At 39.2% G+C, this 22,893-nt stretch carries 17 protein-coding genes; 6 read left to right on the forward strand and 11 right to left on the reverse strand.

Features of this window, described 5'->3' with window-relative positions; all coding sequences use genetic code 11:
* Positions 1-17: 17 nt before the first annotated feature.
* Complete coding sequence (locus LU635_RS01840) at positions 18-869, reverse strand: universal stress protein (RefSeq protein ID WP_240095596.1); 852 nt, start codon at positions 867-869, stop codon at positions 18-20.
* Between the two features lie 362 nt (positions 870-1,231).
* Here LU635_RS01840 and LU635_RS01845 point away from each other — a divergent pair, with 362 nt between their 5' ends.
* The 4 genes from LU635_RS01845 to LU635_RS01860 all read left to right on the forward strand — a co-directional run bounded on the left by LU635_RS01845 (position 1,232) and on the right by LU635_RS01860 (position 6,251).
* On the forward strand, positions 1,232-3,565 hold the full coding sequence (locus LU635_RS01845) for an ATP-binding protein (protein ID WP_240095598.1): 2,334 nt from the start codon (positions 1,232-1,234) through the stop codon (positions 3,563-3,565).
* A gap of 200 nt (positions 3,566-3,765) precedes the next feature.
* Positions 3,766-4,320: a hypothetical protein gene (locus tag LU635_RS01850; protein ID WP_240095600.1), complete on the forward strand. Its 555-nt coding sequence runs from the start codon at positions 3,766-3,768 to the stop codon at positions 4,318-4,320.
* A gap of 1 nt (position 4,321) precedes the next feature.
* Complete coding sequence (locus tag LU635_RS01855; RefSeq protein WP_240095602.1) at positions 4,322-4,696, forward strand: hypothetical protein; 375 nt, start codon at positions 4,322-4,324, stop codon at positions 4,694-4,696.
* A 232-nt stretch (positions 4,697-4,928) separates the two neighbouring features.
* A complete protein-coding gene (locus LU635_RS01860; RefSeq protein ID WP_240095604.1) occupies positions 4,929-6,251 on the forward strand; it encodes a DUF5723 family protein in 1,323 nt (440 codons plus the stop codon).
* Between the two features lie 422 nt (positions 6,252-6,673).
* Here LU635_RS01860 and LU635_RS01865 read toward each other — a convergent pair whose 3' ends face one another.
* The 9 genes from LU635_RS01865 to LU635_RS01905 form a co-directional block, all read right to left on the reverse strand.
* Complete coding sequence (locus LU635_RS01865) at positions 6,674-8,416, reverse strand: hypothetical protein (protein WP_240095606.1); 1,743 nt, start codon at positions 8,414-8,416, stop codon at positions 6,674-6,676.
* Positions 8,406-10,604 (reverse strand): tryptophan-rich sensory protein, encoded by a 2,199-nt coding sequence (locus LU635_RS01870; RefSeq protein WP_240095608.1) that lies wholly within the window; start codon positions 10,602-10,604, stop codon positions 8,406-8,408. The genes LU635_RS01865 and LU635_RS01870 overlap by 11 nt, the downstream gene beginning before the upstream one ends.
* Positions 10,601-11,851: a BatA domain-containing protein gene (locus LU635_RS01875; RefSeq protein ID WP_240095610.1), complete on the reverse strand. Its 1,251-nt coding sequence runs from the start codon at positions 11,849-11,851 to the stop codon at positions 10,601-10,603. The genes LU635_RS01870 and LU635_RS01875 overlap by 4 nt, the downstream gene beginning before the upstream one ends.
* The gene (locus LU635_RS01880; RefSeq protein ID WP_240095612.1) at positions 11,851-12,747 is read right to left on the reverse strand and encodes a DUF58 domain-containing protein; all 897 of its coding nucleotides are present in this window, start codon (positions 12,745-12,747) and stop codon (positions 11,851-11,853) included. The genes LU635_RS01875 and LU635_RS01880 overlap by 1 nt, the downstream gene beginning before the upstream one ends.
* A 6-nt stretch (positions 12,748-12,753) precedes the next feature.
* A complete protein-coding gene (locus LU635_RS01885; RefSeq protein ID WP_240095614.1) occupies positions 12,754-13,749 on the reverse strand; it encodes an AAA family ATPase in 996 nt (331 codons plus the stop codon).
* 8 nt (positions 13,750-13,757) lie between these two features.
* Positions 13,758-14,378 (reverse strand): DUF4159 domain-containing protein, encoded by a 621-nt coding sequence (locus LU635_RS01890; protein WP_240095616.1) that lies wholly within the window; start codon positions 14,376-14,378, stop codon positions 13,758-13,760.
* An 88-nt stretch (positions 14,379-14,466) separates the two neighbouring features.
* Positions 14,467-15,780: a TldD/PmbA family protein gene (locus tag LU635_RS01895; RefSeq protein ID WP_240095618.1), complete on the reverse strand. Its 1,314-nt coding sequence runs from the start codon at positions 15,778-15,780 to the stop codon at positions 14,467-14,469.
* A 23-nt stretch (positions 15,781-15,803) separates the two neighbouring features.
* Positions 15,804-17,444, reverse strand: a complete 1,641-nt coding sequence (locus LU635_RS01900) for a TldD/PmbA family protein (protein WP_240095620.1) — start codon at positions 17,442-17,444, stop codon at positions 15,804-15,806.
* Between the two features lie 349 nt (positions 17,445-17,793).
* Complete coding sequence (locus LU635_RS01905) at positions 17,794-18,489, reverse strand: arylesterase (RefSeq protein WP_240095622.1); 696 nt, start codon at positions 18,487-18,489, stop codon at positions 17,794-17,796.
* Positions 18,490-18,563: 74 nt separating this feature from the next.
* Between LU635_RS01905 and LU635_RS01910 the strand changes: the two genes are divergently transcribed.
* Together LU635_RS01910 and LU635_RS01915 are read left to right on the forward strand one after the other, a co-directional pair.
* Entirely contained in the window at positions 18,564-19,244 is a 681-nt protein-coding gene (locus LU635_RS01910; RefSeq protein WP_240095624.1) for an ABC transporter ATP-binding protein, read from the forward strand.
* Positions 19,245-19,249: 5 nt separating this feature from the next.
* The gene (locus tag LU635_RS01915) at positions 19,250-21,802 is read left to right on the forward strand and encodes an ABC transporter permease (RefSeq protein ID WP_240095626.1); all 2,553 of its coding nucleotides are present in this window, start codon (positions 19,250-19,252) and stop codon (positions 21,800-21,802) included.
* A gap of 2 nt (positions 21,803-21,804) precedes the next feature.
* On the opposite strand, the gene LU635_RS01920 is transcribed toward LU635_RS01915, so the two are convergent.
* Entirely contained in the window at positions 21,805-22,887 is a 1,083-nt protein-coding gene (locus LU635_RS01920; protein ID WP_240095628.1) for an acyl-CoA dehydrogenase family protein, read from the reverse strand.
* Positions 22,888-22,893: the final 6 nt, after the last annotated feature.

Below are 22,893 nucleotides of genomic sequence, written 5' to 3' on the forward strand. Positions count from 1 at the left end.
ATTTAATTTAATTTAATTTAATTCATTTCCTTTAGGATAAGAATAGGAACACTGGCATGGAAATCAACCTCTTCTATAAGCGTCTGATTGAAAAGTTTTGAAAAGAACCCCTGCTTACGTTTGTACAGGGCCAGCAGATCACTATCCCTGCTTTCGATAAAGAGATGAACCGCGGTAGTTACATTGGCTTTGGTAAGTGTATGAAAACTGCATTCAATATCGGAAAAAAGCGAAGCCAGGTTTTCTTTTTGAGCCTTTTGTTCATCCGTCATTCCCTTATTGTCGGTATCGATATATAAGACCCTCACCGCCGCATTCAGAAAATCTGAAATATCTATTAATGCTTTAAGTTCCCTCAGTTTAAAACCATTTCTGAAGTTAGTTGGAAATACTATTTCCCTTTTGAAATCCTTACTCAACTGGATAAGCTCCGGAATAACCAGAACCGGACAGTTCTCGATCTTTTCTATGACCTTTGTGATACTGTTATCATAAGCTGAATTAATAGCAGCATTATCACCAGGCGCCCCCATTAATATCAGGTCTATGCCGTGAGTGTCCACCGCTTCCTGCAATCCTTCGGTAAGACTTCCGTTGTAAGAAATCGTCTCAAATTGATGTCTAGGATTCTCCTTTCTAAAACTCAGGCCTTTCAATAATTTATCAAGACCATGTTCCGATTTTTCCTTTGCCGTATGCCCTTCGCTTTCCTTCAAGATAGAAATATTCTCTCCAAGAAAATGCTGTGACGCATAAGAATTGAACAGAAAAAAACTACAGGCCTGATTCTTATAAATAGCCAGACCATAAATCAGGGCGTTCCAGGCGTATTTCGAAAAATTCGTAGGTATCAGGATCTTCTTTTCCATCAATAACAATTCTTTAATTCAGGGATTTTAGATTTAATAAATATACTAAACCAACAGACGCTGAATAGAAAAATTAAAGAAATAATGGATCTTTCCATCCTTTTAACAAGCCCGGAAGTTATCTGATCCATTTCCATCGAGGAAATAAACAAAGAACTAATGCCAGTTCCTGAATTGTGAAGAAGGACTAATTTCAAAATCTGCTTATGAAGGTTTAATAGTACCAGAATATGCTAAACTTTTTAAATGAAATTATTCTTAACACAATACCCCTTTATATTAACGTTTTATCGGGTGAAACACTCTTATTTAACTTTTTTTTGTAAATTGTTGAGTTAAATTTAACTAGTACATTCTGGTGTATGACCAACGATAAGTTCGATGCACTGCAAACTTCAGATATGTCTTATCAATTTGGTTCGCAGATTAATCCTCCACCCCACCATCCTGTTTTTTTAGTTGTGCATTCAACTGATAAAAAAATCAGGTATCTGAATCCTGCACTGGAAAACTATTGCGGGATAAGTGGTATTTGGTTAAGTGATAATGTAGACATTTATAAGAAGATTATACATCCGGAGGATTATTCCATTTATTTAGAACATCTCAAATCATTGGGCCAAGGTTCCGGTAAAGAAGAAAAACATATTTCCATAAGGCTGAAGGCCAGGGGTGGTTCATGGGCTTCCTTCTGTTTTAGAGACAGGTTGTATAACTGGAATCCGGATGGAGAGCAGCTTATTTTAAGTCAGGCATCCCTATCAGATGATTTTGAAACTACTGAAACTTCCACTCAAAATTCGATCAGCAATGAATACAGGCATTTACTGCAATCTTTAGATGAGGCCTTTTGTATTATTGAAATGATTTACGATGAAAGCGGAAAGCCTGTTGATTATCTCTTCCAGGAGATAAATCCGGCTTTCGAGAAGCAGATAGATCTAAAGGATGTTACGGGTAAAACCATGCGCGAGCTTATTCCAGATCATGAAGAACACTGGTTTCAGACCTATGGTAAGGTAGCGCTAACAGACGAACCCATTCGTTTTCAATATAAAGCAGGTAAAATTGATAATTCCTGGCTTGATCTTTATGCTTTCCGATTTGGGGACCATAACAGTCGCCGGGTTGCGGTACTGTTTCATAATATAACCGACCAGAAGCTTGCCAAAGAAAAAATGGAACTGGCGCAAATCGAGCTGGAAAAGAATGCAAAGAAACGCCAGAGACAACTTGAAGAGAACACCGCTCTGCTCCAGACAGTCTTTGATACTACGAACCTGGCAATAGCTGTATTCAGGACGTTATATGATAGAGAAGGTGAAATAAAGGATTTTAAATATATAAAAGTAAATAAGGTACTGCTGGAAATGTATTCTGATGAGAATCCTCTTGGAAAGACCTATCTGGAAACTTCCACGCATGGATTTAAAGTAGGGCTCTTTGATGAGCTAAAAGAAGTGATGAAAACCGGCAAAGCTTTTGACGAAGAAATCTATTTTAATAAAAAAGGTTATAACAACTGGTTTCGCATAACAGTAAGATCACAAGGTGATTTGCTTATTGCAAGCCTCGAAGATATTACCGAACGTAAATTAAAAGACCAGGAATTAAAAGAAACCATCCGGTTCAAACAGGAACTGGTGCGCACATCCCCGGAGACCATAGTTATACTTAACCTTAAGGATCAAAATGTTCGCTATATCAATAAGGATATCTATCCTGAAGAAGGCCTTACAAAAGAGAGAATTCTGGGGACGCCTATTGCTGATATAATTCCCTATATCCATCCCAGAGACCGGGAAAGGGTCCTGGAATTTCAAAGAAAAATATTAAAATCTGATGATGATGATATCCATGATATTGAAATAAGACTCAGCTTAAAAGGGAATCGTTGGGAATGGTTCAGCGTAAGAGGTAAGATTTTCCACCGTCGTGATGCCAACTGGGTTGATGAGTATGTACTTCTGATCAGGAACATTAATCAGCAAAAAGAGACTCAGAAAGCCTTAATAAATGCTGAAAAATTCTCCATTATGGGAGAAGTTGCCAGAACCCTCGCTCATGAGCTTAGAAACCCCATAACAAGTATAGGTATGGCCTCTGAGGTGTTGGAAAAAAAGCTTCCGGATAGCGAGAAGGAGGCAAGTCAGAAATATTTTAGGATACTGGAAAACAGCACTAAAACATTAAATGACATGGTTAGTAATCTCCTGAATTCTTCTAATTACAACAAGACCGTTCTGGTAAGACAGGACCTTGCAGAAATAATAGAAAATATTCTGGAAAAGGCTTCTGATCGTATTTACCTCGCAGGGATTGAAGTGAATAAAAATTATAAAGGCCCGTATTATGTACTTGCCGACAGAGAAAAGCTTGAAATCGCACTTCTTAATATCATAGTGAACGCTAGTGAAGCCGTGGTGCCGGACGAGGGTATTATAAGCATCGATATTAATGACCAGGATAAAGATATTTTATTGTGTATATCAGATAATGGTCATGGTCTGGAAAAAGAACAAAAAGAGAGACTTTTCGATGCATTTTACACTACAAAAAAAACAGGGGTGGGAGTTGGCCTGAATTCCGTAAAAAGTATCCTGGAGGAACACGATTCGAGGATAGAAGTTTGCAGTGAGCTTAATAAGGGTACGACTTTCAGAATATATTTTCCGAAAGTGAATCAAGGAGGTTAAAAGGTGCTGTGCTATTGCGGTAGAGATTGGAATATTTCAGGTTTCTAACTAATTGAAAAATCAGAATTGAATAAAAACCGGACCTGCTTCAGCCTGACAGAATACAGAATATATAAACGGTCTCTTTCTTAAGCAGAAATAAATTTTCAGTTCGAAACTTTTTTCTGATTTTTGCAACGAATTCTCTGAAAGCCGGTTCATTGCAAAAAACTCTTCAAAAGATAACCTTCCTGTTAATTATCGTTTTCCATTTCAGCTTTCTCGTGGCTGTATTTATGGATAACAGGGAAAACCTTAATTTATATTTAATCCTGCTTCCCGTTAGTGTACTATTGGTATTCTTCTATTTAAACATCCGGAACTCATATGAGAAGATCTTTAAAAAAAGAGACCTAATATCAATTTCAGTATCCACTTACGGAGCCCTTTTAACCTACTTTTTTAATCTAAAGTTAAATATAGGTGTGGTTCTCGCCGCCGGGATCATCGGCTTACTGGGATCTATTATTCCTCTTCTAAATAAAAATTCTGAAATTCTGAAGCTTATACCTCCAGCACTATATTGCGGCGCCTTTGCGGGGATGACGGCGCCTTTCGTGGCCAACGGTTACCTGTTTATTTTCTTCGCCGGCCTGGCTACGGGAATATTATATGTAATGGCTAAGAACATACTGAATGGTTATGGAGGGAAACTGGGCTCTATCGCCTTTGGAGGAGTTTCAATAGTCTATTCCATTCTTTATCTGTTTACTTGATATGGATATAGCTATTTTTATACTTGCAGGATTTTTAAGTGCCCTGATCACCTTTATCCTGAATAACCACTTGAAACTCGGAGCCGTAACCGCTTCGGCAGGCATATCGGTTCTTGCAGGGCTTTGGTTCCATTTTTTTCCGGAATTACTGAATCCGCAGCTTACCCGAAATCTGCCTTTTGTAATTATGGGAGCCTCTTTTATTGGAATGGCTTCCGTTAAGGTGATTCCCCGAATCAGGATTATCTTTATTGCCGGAATTTTATTTTCTGGGATTTATTTAGCTACAGGCTCTTTTTTTGAAGGTTTCGGAGGAAGTCTGGGTACAACTGCTGCTATTTCTTTATATGCGGTCCATGCTCTCAAAAAAAATTAACATCGATCGATCAGCACTTCATTACTCTTCGTATATTTTATTTAAGCTCAGGATCCAAAAATTTATTCCTAACCGTCTTTAACTTAAAAAATTCCTTTTTATAATTTTTTTTTACCTATTTTTAACTCTAACAGTTAGTTACACCGCCCCCAGCTACCCTGTATTTAGCATATTATAAAAGCATGATTAACGAATAATCTTTGAATATTAGTGCTAACCAACCCAAATCTTAATGAAAAAATTCATTCCTTTCCTGTATTTAATTTTCTTATTGGTTACTACTACAAATTCACAGTCTTATATTGGTCATGGTCTGGGTAACTACAGCGGAATTCATGGAGTTATATTAAATCCTTCTGCGGTGGCCGACTCTCCAATGAAGATGGATATTAATATAATCTCGGTGAGCGGTTTCGCTGGCAGCGATTACTTATCACTGGATAAGGATGAAGTACTGGACTACATAGATGATCTGGAATTGAATGTTAATGGTAAAGAGTATTCCAGAAATGATAATCAAATCTTTGCTAATGTTGATATTTTGGGGCCGTCATTAATGTATAAAATATCTCCTATCCAAAGCCTTGCTATTACGAGTAGACTGAGATCTTTTATCAATTTCAACAATATCAGCGGTAATTTGGTCGAAGATTTTATCGAGGATTTTTCCTCTGAGGAAACCTATAGTTTTGGAATATATGAATTTTCGGAAACTGCACATTTATGGGGTGAAATAGGCATTACCTATGGGCGAGTGTTAATGCAGGCAGATCAACATTTTTTTAAGGGTGGTTTAAGTTTAAAATATTTAATGGGTGCAGGGAGTATTTTTAGTAATTCCCCGGAGTTAACTGGAAGGTATAATATGTTTGACAGGATGCTTAGCACATCGGGTACCCTTGATTATGGAAGTACGCCGGGATTTGATAGCGATTATATTGAAATAGAAAATACTTCTTCCGGTCTGGGTGGGGATTTAGGTTTTACTTACGAATACAGAAATTCAGAAACTGCTGACCCACAGATTAACAAATGGAGCTCTTATAAAATTAAAGTCGGGCTTTCAGTAACAGATATTGGAAGAATATCCTATAAGAATTCTGAAATAACGAATTATAACATGAACAATAGTGTAGACACAGATAATTTTGAAAATAAAAGCATAGAAGAAATCCTTGATGAAAATTACTCTGGTGAAGGAAATGTTTTCACAAGCAAAATTAATCTGCCTACTGCTTTTCACATTTTAGTAGATTATAATATCAAACAGAATTTTTATTTGAGTCTTAACGGCTCCCTTTCTATGATCTCAGGCACCAGAAGATTTGCTAATAGGGTAATTAATACCGTGACGGCAATGCCCAGATTTGAGACTAAATTATTCAGTTTTTATTTACCCCTGAGTGTAAGGCAATATGAAGTGCTTACCGCGGGTACAGGATTCAGATTTGGACCCCTAACGGTGGGATCCGGATCTATTCTCTCCAATTTATTTTCAGACAGGACAAAAAGCACGGATGTGTATGCATCCCTAAAAGTTCCGATATATCGGTAAAATATCCATTTTTAACCGGATATTCCAACTCCTAAAAAATAACTGTGCAGGATCTCTATTTTTTAATAATTCTTGAGAAATATACTCCCATATAAAAGATTAAATGTCCCACGTGATTGACGAAGAACGGCTAACATTCTAAATAATTCAAAAAATTATCCCTCCGTTTCCTTATTTTTTTTCTTATAAAAAGGAATGGAAAGGCCAGCATAAACATCAGTTGTTTTACTATCATTTAAAAGATGTGTAAAAACCGAACCTGAACCAATGGTCAAAGGTCCAGGTCTTAAGCCCGCCCCCACTTTGATGGAATTTTAAGAGAAAGCTTTTGTTTACAATAAAGGCTTTAGACCTCCCAGACATTCCTATTGAATGCGTTTTGCTTCCAGCAAACAATAATTTTTCAAATTAGGCTACATCTGTTATAGCTTTGGAATGAGCCAAAGGAAGAAAACGGAAATAAGAAATATGATAAAAAACCAAAGCTGATTAATAGGCTTTAACCTTTCAACAGGGAAATTCTCTTTCGATCTATTTGAAAAACGTTTTAGGTTGGCTTCACGGATCCTGGAATTATTTAAGGCCTCCCAGCTGCTATCCTCAAAAACGTAATAATCGGTAGCACTCAATGAATCATTGGTAAAAGCTAAATGATTCCACCCCGTTTTAGATGGATAAACCAGGCCACTCCACAAATTAGGGATTTCTGTGTCCATTGATAAGGGTACTGGAACATTATATCCTGTTTGGACCCTGGGTTTTGAAAAATTTGTCCTTAGGGTAAATGATACTGGTTCATTTTTATAGACAGGGAAATTTTCAATCTTCCATTCTACGGCAATGCTTTTTTTACCTGACAGTGTATTTATTACCCGGCTCCACAAATATTCATAGGTCTGAATATCTCCATTAAGAACCAATTGATACATACGATCAAGAACCCAGCTTCCAATTTTGCCCGATCCTCTTAATTTATAAGCGGCATATATTCTTCCCTTATTTTCAATAATGGGAATAAGCGTTTCCTGCGAAGAGAAGAGGTAGTCGTGTTTCACAAGTTTTTCGGAAGCTTCAAAATTTAAGCGTACAGCATTTTGATCATTAACAAAGTTAAATTGAATTATTTCCTGCCTTCCGTTAAAAAAGTCCTCACCGGGCTGAATAAAGACCCCCAGCCCCCCAGTATTCATTGCCTCAGTTATGGCATTTGTCTCGCCGGTTCTTAACAAATCGAGATAATCAGAATCTATTATCAGCAGGTTGTAATCTTTCAGGAATTCGGCAGTAAGTTTACCCAGAGTGCGACTTTCAGTATTCACAAACTCATATTTATATCTGCCTTTGGAAATTCTTGTTTTAAGACTAACTTCATTAGCCTCACGCCCCAGAAACTCTTTGAGATATTTTGTTTCAAAAAGCGGGTAGCTATTAAGAATTAAAATTTTTAGAGCACTGCGATCGGTTATTGTTATCGGTAAAACATCGGATCTCAGAATGGACTCAGCGGAATCCTTTAAGGTTAAATTATATAGATAATTTCCTCCCACAGTGGTCTTTGCATTTAACTGAAACTTTTCTGAATTTGTTTCTGAAAATTTAACCGAATCGAGCGAATTACCGGTAAAATCTTCCAGAACCAGTCGGGTTCCAGGAACCGGTTTTTTATATAATCCCTTGATTTTAATACTATCTCCAATGCTTACATCCTGACTGAACTTCAGTTGAACAATTCCCTCTGGCATTTCACCAGGTATAAAATTGGGATTGTTCTCGGCTTCGATTTTATGAAAATCGTAGGGTTTTAATCCATTCCCAAGGATAAAAACTTCTCCTGCGGCCTCGCTATCAGTTAAATCCCCGGTTTCATAATAATTTATCTTTTCAGCTTTTGGATAAATAGCCATAAGACTATCTAATTTTGCCTGCTGATAGTTTTTCGTAAGAATTATTACTGTATCTCCTGAGATCAAATGGGGTACGGCCGGCTTTAAAGCGAGCATAATGAGAGAACCGATGCTTATTACGGTCAGCCCAATTAACAAAAACAGTCTTGTTCCTGAATTAGTTTTCCACTCCTTCCAGATAAAAATCACTAATAGAATGATGCTGCCCGGAATTATATAGGCCATCCAGTCGCTGTTCAAAAATTCAATATCACTCCACATTCTGCAGTTCTTTTAAAAACATTTCCTGTAGTTCGTCCTTATATGCTTTTTCAATCCCGGGACGTGAATCATTGTTTGGAATTGCTAACAACAAGCCTTTCTGAAGTTGCTTTAATCTATCGGTAGTCAGTTTTTTTCCTTCCGCAATAAGTTTTAGATCACTAAGAATTTCAATGAACTTTAAGGGATCTTCAATTGCCAGGGAGGAAAGTTCTTCCGCCGCCCTTTGGAATAAATTTTCATCTGACTCTGTAAGCTGCAGGTCATTTTGTATTATAATTTCCAATCTGGAAACTGACTTTCTAATAGCTTGAAACTGATTTTCGTTGGCCTTGTTCGTATTCTCTGAAAAACTCCGGACTTCATCCAGATCACCACTCAATCTGGTACTTTCCTTAATTGGAGGCGGATCAAACCCGATCCTGTGAACGTAAATACGTGCGCTATTTTTAATTTCCTGAAGCAAATTGAGGGAACGATATTGATAAGGTAAAGAGTTTTGTGGTTCATACAGCCTGAGGTGTAGTTCAGAATCCCACATTTGATTCATAGCCTCTCTAAGCATGGATTTTAATGATTGCGTAAAAAGCGTTGATTCTTCCGGATCATCATGATTATGAAGATACTCATGAAGTGGGTCTTCCTCTTTGTCATTTTCTGCAGGAACCAGATTATGTTCGTTTTCAGAATCATGATCGTGAGTATAATCCTCCAAAGGATCTTCATCATCTTCATCGGTTTCCGCTGCCGGCTCTTCAGAATGGTTTTGAGCTGCGATTCCAGATTCAGACTCGTCCCCCATAAACTCACCGTATTTTAACCGCAGTGCTTTTTGATCGAATCCAAGTTCATTACTCCGGCTATTAAATTCCTTTTCTGAGATCTGATCCTTTTCAGCTATCAGTTTTTCAGTATCAATAATAAGCTGCCGCTGACTTCTAAAATAATCAGGCATCAAATCCACCCCCATGGAACCCGATACCGCAGTCGCGGCCTCTGTAGTGTCCCGAATTTCGGCAAAATAGGTTTCGCTCCTCGCCACATTGGGAACAGGTTTAAGATGATCTATGGCTTCTACATAAAAATAAAGCTGTTCACCAGGTTCCATTTTAAGATCATCAAGATTGATCGATTTTTTTAGAACAACCGATTTCGGGTTACCCGAAATTACCTTTTCAAAATTTATCTTTTCTTCCCTGAACTTTACCGCCTCCCCACTACCCTTACTTACTGTGGCGATGATATACGCATTATTGATCCCATAATCATCGCTTATCTGGGTCTCAAAACTCAGTATTTTTTCGTCTTCGGCTTCAAAACCGGAAAATAACGGAAGGTTTTTTATTATCACTTCCGGTTTTTGATCCTCTTCTACTTCCAGGTAATAAACTTTTGAGACATAACTATTACCCGTGCTGTCCTTAAAACGGAAATTATAAAATCCCGATTCAGTTGCAGTGGTTCCATATCTATATTCACTTCCCTGTAATTTAAAAGCAAATCGGTCATTTTTAGTATCAAAAAACACTTCTTTCACAGGCTGAGTAAATCTTAAAACCCAGGTGATCCTGGAATTTCTGAGCGTTTTAATATTCATTTCTTCGGATGAAACTGTTCCAAGATTGGTATAGGCCGGATATTTTACAAACACCTGCTGCTCTAGAATTTCAGGTGCCTCAAAAGACTGATCCAAAGAATCTAAAGGAGTGAAAGTTATTCTGGTTTTTTCATCAATCCGGTTAGAATCGTTTCCAGCAGAGGGACCAGAAAAAAATATAAGCGCCGTAAGGATTGAAAATACGAGCAGGAAACTAAAAGCTCTTTCAAAATTAACCTGTGGTTTGATGTTCTTTATATTTCCCTCAAGAAGCTTTTCAGTTTTTCGTTTTTGAAGTCGTGCAAGGGAAGTTAGGTTCCTGTCCGGAATTGTGAGTAAGCCTGAACTATATTCGGCGGCAGAAAATCTGGAATCAATAAAACCGGTAATTTTTGACAAATTTAAGTTCCAGGGTTTTTGGAGTATAAAATAAGTTGCTGTGCTTAATAAGAATACTGCGATAATCCAGAAAATGTTTAAACCAATAACCAACCCAAGAATCGCGGGACCAATCCCCACAATAACTGCTTCCAGCAACAGTAATAATTGCCATTTTCTACGGAAATATTTTAAGGCTGCCATTCCGCTCATTGTCTTCTTATTTTTGCCAGTATTCGTTCGCCTATTAGCAACACAAACAGAAGTATCCATAAATACCTGGAAAGGTCCCAATAATAAATTCGCAATTCTTTGTCTTCGATTTCCGAATATCCAGTTTCCAAAAAACCTTCAGAGATCTTTCTTTTATCGATCCCGCTGCTACGATCATAAATTTCTTCAGAAGGAATGATCAATTTCAGTAGCTCTTCACTAAGCCTGTGATCGAGAATATTTTCCGCGGAAATATTCTGTGTAAGGAAGAATTTATTTTCAACATTTCCTTCCACTATGAGCTTGTCAGCAAATTCATTTTCTCGCAACTGTAAAACCTTATTTTCAAGATCTGGAACTTCGGAATTTGAAAGCCAGATGAGTAAATCTTTTTCCTGCTTTATTTCTTCCTGGGAAATGGAATCAAATTCAATCTGTCGCCCTGTATAATTTTGAATGGCATTGATTGCCGATCGAAAATACTTTGCCTGGGCCCTTAAACTGTCATCGTAAAAAATTTGAATTTCGAAAGGTTTTATCCAAATCTCAGGTATTGAATCCAGGTCTTCCGTCCCCTTATAATTGGAAGCAATCAATTCCTTTTCATAGAATAGACGTTGCGAATTCCCAATCCCGTAAACAATCTGGAGGGAATCCTTAACATTCCTTAGAACCAGTGGCTTCCTGGTAGAATCATTCAGATCAACGGTTATCCAGTTAATATTTTTAGATATAATCGGCCTTTTACCTTTTAATCCATTTAAATAGCCCGATGAGAAAACTACCGCACTGTCAAAATCTTCTTTTTCGAGACTTTTGGCCAGCTTCCAGTAATCGGGAATAATATTTTGTCTGGTTTTATTCCCTTCTTTTTCGAAAACCGGCAAGCCTTCCTTAAATAAAAAAACGGGCTTGTGAGCAGACAAACTATCGGCCAGTTCCAAAACACTAGCCTTATTCAGAATACTTTCCTCAAAGTAATAGGCAATTTCCTGTGTGCGGTTATCTTTTTGAACCCTTAATTCTGCCATTATTAAAACAAGAACAGCTATTATGAGCCCTCTAAGTAACAGCAGCCATATTTCATTTAGCCTGAAACTTCTGCTATTCCTGGATTCCCCTTCCGTGAACATTTTTATACTTCCAACTTTTATCACCCGGGAGTCTCTATTACTCCATAAATGGATGAATATGGGAACCAGCAGCCCCAGGAGACCCCATAAATATGTTGGATTGGCAAAATACATTATAAAATTTGAGTTCTGTTTTTGAGGAAAAACTGCAGCGTCTCATTGAGATCATCTTCCATATTAAAGAGATGGTAATGAATATTCGAAGCCAAAAAGTCTTCTTTCAAATTTTTAAGATGCTGGTTAAACTGAGAAACATAATTTTTCCGGGCTTCAGAGGCGTTTACTTTTATCCTCTGTTTTGTTTCGAGGTCTTCAAGAATAACAGTACCGGAATAGTCAAATTCCAGTTCTTTTTTACCCATTAAATGAATAACTATAATTTCATTTCTCGGGCTTTTCAGACTATTTATCAAACTGGAAATCTCCGTATCATATTCATAAAAATCCGTGATAAATAAGATCATTTCCCTTTGACTGTGATCATGGAATTTTTCCAGTGCTGCTGGATTTTTTGGCCATTTTCCTTCGTTCTGGATCTGGGATAATTTCTGAAGAAAACGATGGTAATGCTGTTTTCTTACCTCCGGCTGAAGATGAAACAGACTCTTATCGTTCAAAGCAAATAATCCTAAAGCGTCTCCCTGCCTATGTGACAAAAAACCAAGAGAGGCGGCAATCACTTTTGAAAATGCCAGTTTGGACAGGCCATTTTCCTCATAAGCCATAGAATCACTGGAATCAAGAATAAATTTAATCGAAACATTGGTTTCGATTTCGGCCTGCTTCACATAATACCTCCCGGACCTGGCTAGCATTTTCCAGTCCAGCAATCTAAGATCATCACCAGGCTCATAGGCGCGATACTGGCTAAATTCCATTCCAGATCCCACCCGCCTGCTGTGATTTAAACCTGAAAGAAAATTGTCGACCACCAGTCTGGCTATAAGTTCCAGACCAGAAATGGTATTAATAACCTCAGGTTTTAAAAGATCTTTATAGTCGCTGTGCATTTAAATTCAGATTCCAATTATTTTTATGATCTGTTCTGTCACCTCATCGGAAGTAATTCCTTCTGCCTGGGCCCTGAAATTAGGTATAATTCTGTGTCGGAGTACCGGTTTTGCTATCGTCACAAGATCCTCGGGTATTACAGAAAGTCTTCCCTTTAAAAGTGCTCTGGCCTTCGCAGTTAGAATCATAGCCTGTCCCGCTCTTGGCCCGGCACCCCAGCTCACCCATTTTTTCACATAATCAACCTCACTATCCAATGGTCTTGTTGCACGGATTATATTATTTACCTTCTCAATTAATTCATCGCTGATAGGGATCTCCCTAACGAGCTCCTGAAGCCTTATAATTTCAGAACCATCGATTACGGGCTTCACCTTTCCGGACCTTTTTCCTGTAGTGCTCTTTAATATATTGAATTCGTCAACAGCTTCAGGGTATCCAATCTTGATATACAGTAAAAACCGGTCCAGTTGCGCTTCCGGGAGCGGAAAGGTCCCTGATTGTTCAATTGGATTCTGGGTCGCAAGAATAAAAAACGGCCTATCCAGATCATAGGTCTTCCCGGAGTAAGTAACTTCAAATTCCTGCATCGCCTCCAGTAAAGCTGCCTGGGTTTTTGGAGGCGTTCGGTTAATCTCATCAGCCAGGATAATATTAGCGAAAATGGGACCTTTGTTGAACTGAAAAAATTTCTTTCCTGTGGAATGATCCTCTTCCAGGACTTCAGTACCGATGATATCCGAAGGCATCAGATCTGGTGTAAACTGAATTCTTCTGAACAGAAGATCAATCCCGTCTGATAAGGTTCGAATCATCAAGGTTTTTGCCAGCCCGGGAACACCTTCCAGCAAAGCATGACCTCCAGCCAGGAAAGTTATAAGAAGCTGGTCTATGGTTTTCTCCTGACCAATGATAACTTTAGCAATCTCTGCTTTTAAATCTGATAATTTTGAAGTGAGTACATTAACCTCATCTTCCAGTTCTTTTAATTTGTTCTCCATAGTTATTATTAAACCGTCATGGCGTACATCACAATATTCACAGCAAATTTAGTATTGTCAATTTTATTCCATCTTTTATTTCTGAAGTCATAATCCCATTCACAGCCGTAATCCTTATTACTGTACAGAACTCCTATCTTATTGTTGATCTCAATAGCTTTAAGGTAATCGTGTACCAGATCGTCTCCCCAGCCATTTAGTTCCTGTGAAGTGGTTGGCGGACCATCATCAAATTGGAAAAATGAAGAATAGATCTCATGGTTATCAGGAATTTTTTTGAGGCTTTGAGCTCCAAATATTTCTTCCATCTGCCTTTCAAATGATTTCGCAAAAAGTCCGTCGATATCATGATTGCAGTCATCAGCAAAAACGAATCCTCCGTTTTTTACATATTTCTCAAAATTTTCTCTTTCCTTCCTGGTAAACTGAACGAGCTTATGCCCGGAGATATAACAGAATGGACATTCAAAAATTTCGTCGCTGGAAAGCGGGACAATATTCTCTCTGGTATCGATCTTCAAAGTCGTGTATTCTACCAGGGAGTTCAGTACATTGGAAGGCATACGCTGATCCACATCCCAATCCCCGGACTCATACTGCAATCTTGTAAAGAAAAATTCGTTTCTCACTAATCTCTGCTCCTAAAAATTCTCCAAACAAAAAAACTGGTTGCCAAGATAATTCTCAAAACAACCAGTTTCCATTAATTAAATTCAATTAAACCGCGTCTGATAAACTGGTAAAGGTGAAATCCCGAATTTTCATATACGGAATCAGGCTTCCGTCTATCCTCACCTGTTCCCCAAGTTCTTCAAGATTATTCAGCATAATAATCGGGCTCTCATTAAATCTGAAATTCTTTACCGGGTACTTGATTTCTCCATCTTCAATATAGAAAGTTCCATCCCTGGTAAGCCCTGTATATAATAAGGTCTGGGGATCAACGCTTCTAATATACCATAGCCTGGTAACCAGAATACCTCGTTTGGTACTTTTTATCAGTTCATCTCTGGTGGCATTACCGCCCTCCATAATAAAATTAGAAGGAAACGGAACTAGTTCAGCTCCCTTTTTATCTGCCCAGAAACGACTGTAAGCAAGATTTTTCACCACTCCGTCTTCAATCCACATGGTTTTCTTTAGTGGTGTGCCTTCACTATTCCAGGTAGCAGTAGGAACTCTTGGATCTAATGGATCACTATAAATTGTTACGCGTTCATCCACTACTTTTTCACCTAATTTGGTGCCATCACCTTTAGACATAAAACTTCTGCCTTCATCTGCCGTACGGGCGCTTACCGCTCTGCCCAGACCGCTTAAAAGTCCGTCAGCAGCTGCAGGCTCAAGGATCACGGTATATTTTCCAGGTTCAATCGCACGGGCATTCCTGGACATTACTGCTTTATCTATCGCAACTTTAGATGCTTCTGCAGCATCAAACTTATTCACGTCGTTAAAATCCCGGGACACCCAACCAGAGCCAGTTCCATCATTAGATCGCATGGTAACCGTAAAATCTATGTTGGTGTTCTGAGAATATGCAAAAAGTCCTTTGGAGTTCATTAGCGCACTAAAACCTTCAGAATCATTTAAAAATCCCGCTGCCGTAACATCTTTGGCTGCTGCAGCCTCAATACTTGTCCCGGCCACTTTTGCCCGGTCTTCCGGGCTTATGTTAGCAGTAGCTTCCACATAACTTTTTGACTCATCATATTGTTGTGGCCCTAATGGTTCCATAAATTCAGGATTCTCAGGAGAGAGTTGGGCCAGTTCTTCAGATCTTCTAACTACTTTTTCCAGGGAAGCATCGTCAAATTCATCGATGGTTGCTGTTCCTGATTTTTTACCAAAACTAGATTCCACTACCATAGATTGATTGGATCTATGGCCAGACGTAGAAACCGTATTCCGGGCATATCTAATATTCCCGCTTTCACTTCCGCTAAGGTTGATAACACAATTATCTGCTTTAGAAAATGCCAGGGCCTTTTCCATTAATTGCCGTGCTTCTTCTCTTGTATATATTGCCATGATTATATTCTTAAATTAAATTTTTAAACCGTTCTACCTGTGTTAATAACATTTACATCATCAAACCTAGCTGTAGAACAACCATGTGAAACGGCACTAACCTGTGGAGGCTGCCCCTTTCCATCAAAGAAGGATCCAAACATCCTGTAATCATCCTTATCGCAAATCTTTGTACAGGAATTCCAGAATTCCTGAGTATTGGACTGATATGCTACATCATCAAGCATACCTGCAATCTCTCCATCCTTAATTTCGTAGAATAGAGTTCCTCCAAACTGGAAATTATATCGTTGCTGATCGATTGAATAGGAGCCTCTACCGGCTATGTAGATTCCTTTTTCAATATCCTTTACCATATCATGAATTGAATATTTCTCTTTTCCCGGTTCCAGGGAAACATTAGGCATTCTCTGGAACTGTACATCGTTCCAGCTTTCAGAATAACAGCACCCATGAGATTCATTCTGATCGATTATATGGACCTGATCGCGAATTGCCTGATAGTTAGTAAGCACTCCGTTTCGTACCAGATCCCATTTTTTTGTCTTAACCCCTTCATCGTCATAACCAACGGCACCTAAACTATGAGGCTGGGTTTTATCTGCAACGAGATTTACAATATCACTACCATATTTAAAGTCGCCGGATTTCCATTTATCCAAAGTTGCAAAACTGGTTCCGGCGTAGTTTGCTTCATAACCCAGTACCCTGTCCAGTTCCAGTGGATGTCCAACAGACTCATGAATAGTAAGTCCTAAATGATTTGGCTCTAAAGCAAGATCATATTTCCCCGGGTCAACAGATTTCGCCGTTAATTTCTCTTTGGCCTGAAGCGCCGCATTTTTAGCATCTTCAATCATGTCATAACTGTTACGGTAAAGAATTAGACCATTAGGCCCTTCAACTTTTTCCGAAGCAAGTCCGTCCATATATTCATAACCCATTCCCATTGGAGCGCTTAAGGCATCCCTGGATTTGAATTTTCCAGCTTCTCTGTCAATTGCAGTTACTCCAAATGTTGGCCAAATTCGGTGTACATCCTGATCTATATAAGAACCTTCAGTTGAAGCGAAATACTTTTGTTCATTTACCATGAACAGAGCGGAATTTACAAAGTTGGCACCATTGTCCATTGCTGCCGCATTCGCGCTCAACAAAAGATCTACTTTTTCAGAAACAGGAACCTCCTTAAAATCCTTCTTAATGGGTGTTTTCCATGAGACTTCACCATGAGATTTAACCGGAGCAAGAACAACCGGCTCTTTTTGAATACTAGAATTAGCCCTGGCAATCGCCACAGCCTGTTGGGTGGCTTTCTTGATACCCTCTTCATTTACCTCATTGGTAGAAGCAAATCCCCAGGTTCCATCGGCAATTACTCTGATTCCTATCCCAAAGGATTCGGTATTTACAGTATTCTGGACTTTATCTTCCCTTGTAAAAACATATTGATTTAGATATCTACCAATTCTTGCATCGGCATAACTGGCCCCAAGGGACTTCGCTGTATTTAAAGCAACATCGGCGAGTTTTTTCTTCATGGCTACGTCCATACCTGGATCCAGAAGTGCTTCCACCGGAATTTCATTCCCCATCATACTCATGGGTAAAATCAATGCTCCGGCACCTAATCCTGCGAGCTGAACAAATTCTCTTCTTTGCATAAAAGTTTAAGTTTGCGAATCGTTTTTCAAAAGATGAATTACGAAGTGAAATTCATTTGCAATTAAAAATTGATTTCGATGATTAATAAGGTGTAAATAGTAGTTTCCTAAAATAAGAAAAATTCATCGGATTTTCCGAATTATATTATAAGTAGGGGTTTATATGAAATGTTACATATAAATGAGCCGTCTTAAGAAGAAAAACGCCACAATAAGATAATTTCATTCAAAATAACTGCAAAAAACAGCCAAAGAACTCTCTAAATTTCAGCAATAGAGCATTTATTCTCTGGCGTGTGAAAATCAGATAAAAAAATATGATAAATAATAAGGTTATAGCAAAAACAGCCTAAGATTTGGGATCTTCTAAAATAGCTTTTAAAACCTCCCAAACATTGTTTGCCACTATCTCCTGTCCTTCTACCGTTGGATGAATGCCGTCTCCCTGATTGAGTTCAGGAATGCCCGCCACATCTTCGAGCAAAAAAGGAATAAGCGAAATTTCATTCTTTTCTGCCAGTTCTGGAAAGATATTACGAAATTCTGAAGTGTATTCCGGACCCATATTCGGAGGGATCTGCATTCCTGCAAGTACGATCTCGGCCCCTGGATTCTTTTCCCTTACAATATCGATTATCTCCTGAAGGTTTTTTCTTGTTTCGTCAAGAGGAATTCCCCTGAGACCATCATTGGCTCCCAGTTCAAGAACAAAAACATCAACATCCTGATTCAACACCCATTCTACCCTGTTCTTTCCACTTGCCGTAGTTTCACCACTAAGCCCCGCATTAACCACTTCGTATGACAATCCAAGAGAATCTATCCTCTTCTGAATAAGAGCCGGAAAGGCTTCATTTGGTTCGAGTCCATATCCTGCGGTAAGACTATTCCCAAAAAAAAGAATAACTCCTTTATCCTGTTGTTTTTCTTCCTGCTTAACGACCTCCTTATCACTACTCTCTTCCTCTCCTTTCTTTTTCTCATTATTTCCACATGAGGAAAGAAAAATAAACAGTAAAGACCAAACAACTAATAAGCTTCTCATAACACAGGTAATTAAATCAAAATCATTTCATTATTTTGTTCCAGTAAAAAAAGAAAAAAAAACAAAAACGAAAGATGGCAAAGATATTAAACGTACAAAACTTAAAGAAAAGCTATTCCAGCGGTTCAAAAAAGTTAACTGTACTACAGGATATCAATTTTGATATTGATGAAAAGGAAACCTTTGCCATAGTTGGCCCTTCAGGAAGTGGAAAAACCACTTTACTGGGGTTATGCGCAGGCCTGGATGAGGCCGACTCCGGGGACATTGAACTTTGTGGCACCCGGCTCAATGATCTTAATGAAGATCAGCGAGCACTATTAAGAAACAGAAAAGTTGGTTTTGTATTCCAGGATTTTCAACTGATCCCCACTTTAACAGCCCTGGAAAACGTTGCAGTTCCGCTGGAGTTACGTGGAGATAAAGACGCTGTGAAAATAGGAAAGGAACTTTTGGTAAAAGTTGGGCTTGGAGATCGTTTTGACCACTACCCTTCGCAACTGTCTGGAGGAGAACAGCAAAGAGTCGCCCTGGCAAGAGCATTTTGCAATAAGCCGGAAATCCTTTTTGCTGATGAGCCCACGGGAAATCTGGATGAAGAGACAGGAAAAAAAGTAGTTGACCTGCTCATCGAACTTAATAAAGAATCGGGTACCACTCTGGTGATCGTAACCCATGACCTGGAACTGGCTCAAAAAACCCAGCGAATACTCAGGCTCAAAGGAGGAAGAATACTTGAAACCCGGAAAGTATAAATAAAATGGAGGATCACAATAGTTCAAATAAAGCAGGGTTTTCCTGGCTCATGAAAATGGCATTGCGGGATGGAAAGGCCAGCAGCAGGAAACTGATCCTTTTTATGGCTTCCATAGTTCTTGGAATCGCAGCAGTGGTTTCCATTCAGTCATTTAGCAATAATCTTAAAAAGAACATCTCCCTTCAGTCTAAAGCCCTGATGGGGGCTGATTATATTATTGACAGTGACAAAACACCGAATGAGAGGGTGTCCTTTATAATAGATTCTCTGGGAGGTCCAGAAGGAAAAGAGATCAGCTTTGCATCTATGGCTGCATTCCCGGGAAAAGATGGGACAAAACTGGTACAGGTTCGTGGAATTGAGGGTGATTTCCCTTTCTATGGAGAACTTGAGACGCAACCGGTAAGCGCTGCTTCAGAATATCAGGAAAAAGAAGGCGCTCTTCTGGACGCCACCGTAATGCTTCAGCTGGGAATTGCCCCAGGTGATAAAATTAAAATCGGAGATATCAGCTTGCCGGTAATCGGCGCTTTGAAATCGGTTCCCGGAAGTTCGGCTGTCTTCAGTTCTGTAGCTCCCCCGGTCCTTATTCCATATAAATTCATTGAAAAAACCGGTCTGGTGCAAACGGGTAGCCGCATCACCTATAAATATTATTTCCTGGCCGATCCTAAACTGGATATGGAAAAATTTGATGAGCAACTGGATCCCATGCTGGATGCGAATGATGCAGACCTGGATACCCATACTTCCACCAGTGAAAGAATGGGACGGCGGTATGAGAATTTCGGTAAATTCCTTAATCTTGTAGCCTTTATAGCCCTTTTGCTTGGCTGCGTTGGAATTGCCAGTGCCATCCATATCTATATTAAGGAGAAACTGAAATCCATAGCTGTATTAAAGTGTATTGGAGCCACAAAGCGACAAACCTTTCTGATCTATCTTCTACAGATCTCGATGATCGGTCTTTTGGGAGGTATCATTGGAACAGGCCTGGGATTGATTCTCCAGCAGCTATTTCCGCTGATCTTACAAGACTTTATACCCGTAGATGTGGAGATCTCATTCGCTCCCAGGGTAATTTTCATGGGGATATTGCTGGGGATTTTTATGTCTGTTCTGTTCGCCATGTACCCTTTGATAGGAACACTGTATGTTTCTCCACTTCATACTTTAAGGGTGCAGGATGCCAGTCCGGCAAGATCTAAAAAGGCTGGTTTGCTTGTGCTCTCGGGTATTTTCCTATTTATATTTCTGTTCTCCTACTGGTTACTGGAAGACTGGGAGTATTCCATTTCATTCGTTATTGGTATCATAGTATCATTTTCCCTATTGGCCGGCGTAGCCAATCTTTTCATGAAAATGATAAAGAAATATTTCCCATCCAGCTGGGGATTTGTTCCCCGGCAAAGCCTTTTAAATCTTTTCAGGCCACAGAATCAAACCCTGATACTTGTTCTTGCAATTGGAATTGGAACATTCTTAATAAGCACGCTTTATTTCACAAAAGACCTGCTACTGGCCCAGGCTTCTCTGGAAGATCAGTCCAATAGTCCGAATATGATCCTGCTGGATGTACAGTCTGAGCAAAGTGAAAATGTTGAGGAGACTATAAATAGTCAGGAACTATCGGTGCTTGAAAACATTCCCATTGTAACCATGAGGGTTCAAAGTATACAGGGAAAATCGGTAAACGAGATAAGAAATGATACAACTTCCAGAGTAAATGGCTGGGTACTTAACCACGAGTTCCGAACCACTTACAGAGATACACTTATTTCTTCGGAAGTTCTGGAACAGGGAGAATGGATAGGAAAAAGGCCCGAAAACGGGCTGGTTCCGATTTCGGTAAGCGACAATTTCGCTGAAGACGCAAAGGTGAGTGTAGGCGACGAAGTAAGCTTCAATGTACAGGGAGTGATCCTAAAAACCATTGTAGGAAGCATTCGAACAGTAGACTGGAGCCGGATGCAACTGAATTTTTCTATAGTATTTCCAACAGAAGTGCTGGAGGATGCACCACAATTCAGGGTACTCACCACTAAAGTTCCTGATGAAGCAAGTTCAGCCTCCCTGCAGCAGGCACTGGTGGCCAATTTTCCAAATGTTACCATCATAGACCTTAGACAGGTCTTAAGCCTTATAGAAAAGATACTTACCAGGATCTCATGGCTTATTAATTTCATGGCTTTCTTTAGTATACTTACAGGGATCATTGTACTTATTGGTGCCGTAAGAACGAGCAAATATCAGCGTATTAAGGAGAGTGTTTTGTTAAGGACCATCGGAGCCAGAAGTGACCAGATACTTAAGATCCTGGCTCTGGAATATTTATACCTGGGAATTTTAGGCGGACTTTCAGGAATACTTTTATCCCTTATAAGTAGTCAGTTACTGGGATGGCTAGTATTTGAGACTTCATTTGTTCCATCGTGGATACCCTTCCTTGTCTTATTTCCGGGAATTACACTGCTCGTAATGGCAATAGGTCTCGGTAACAGTATAAGCGTAATTAAAAGTCCGCCGCTTGTAGTTCTAAGAAAAGAGCTTACCTGAGATTAATAATCCCTGAAAACCATATGCTGGTAGGCAGTTTGAAGATCCTGCCAGCAGACCTGAACGGGGTGATCCAGCTCCATCACTTCCATTCCCAGTAGCGGAACGATCCTGGAAGTCTTATTATAACAGAAATGGCTCAATTCCAGACTGTATTTTTGTACCGCACTTATATGAGCATCCCGTTTATTTAAATGGCCCTTCCAGCTTCTTTCAACAGCTGCATAGAAAGCATTGGACAATTTATCCAGCTCCTTTTCAAACTCAGATATCAAATGCTGGATTTTATGATACTTTTCCGGCTGATATTGTTTCCAGATATTCATCTTACGGTCAACTATTTTCTGAACCTCCAGCCAAAGGCTTTTACTAATTCCAAGGACCACAGGAACAAAACATACACGTGCGAAAAGATCAAAAGGGTAACTGCTTAAAGGATATTCCGAACTGGCCGGCGACTGAGAAAGATCAAAAAAATGATCTTCCGTGATCTGAACGTTTTCAGCAATTATCCTATGACTACAGGTAAGTTTGAGTCCTATGGCATTCCAGTTCCTTTCAATTTTCACCTGGTCCTTAGGTAATACCATGGCTGTAATACGGCCATCTTTCTGGGTGACAGCAGTAAAAAGAGAAGCCTGTTCACTCCCGCTGCAATAATCCCAGCTACCATTCACCTTCCACAGGTCTTTTTCTTTTTCAGCCTTGCCTACAGGTTTTCCGCTACCCGCGATCAATGCGTTTTCAGGTTTAAAAAAGGACTCCCTTAAATCTTCTTCAAGATAATGGGTAAAATATCCTCCCCCTACTCCTATTGCCAGCAGCCAGCCCCAGTTACCATCAAGATGGGAAGCGTTTTCTATCCACTTTGCACCTGTTTTAAGATCAAGTTCAAGTCCGCCCAGTGAATTTTCAATGAACATCTTGAAAAGCCTTTCCTTGTAATGCAGATCCAAAGCTTTTTTCCCGAGCTTTCCTTTTTCCAGTGTATTTTCTTCCCTGAAAAAACTTCGGAAAGCCAGGTGGTTATTATTTATCCAGTCTTTATCGTTATTCTGTATAGCTTCAATTGCAGCTTTCCACATAGATCA

It is taken from the genome of Christiangramia crocea (genome assembly GCF_022410465.1).
In the GTDB taxonomy this organism is placed as follows: Bacteria; Bacteroidota; Bacteroidia; order Flavobacteriales; family Flavobacteriaceae; genus Christiangramia; species Christiangramia crocea.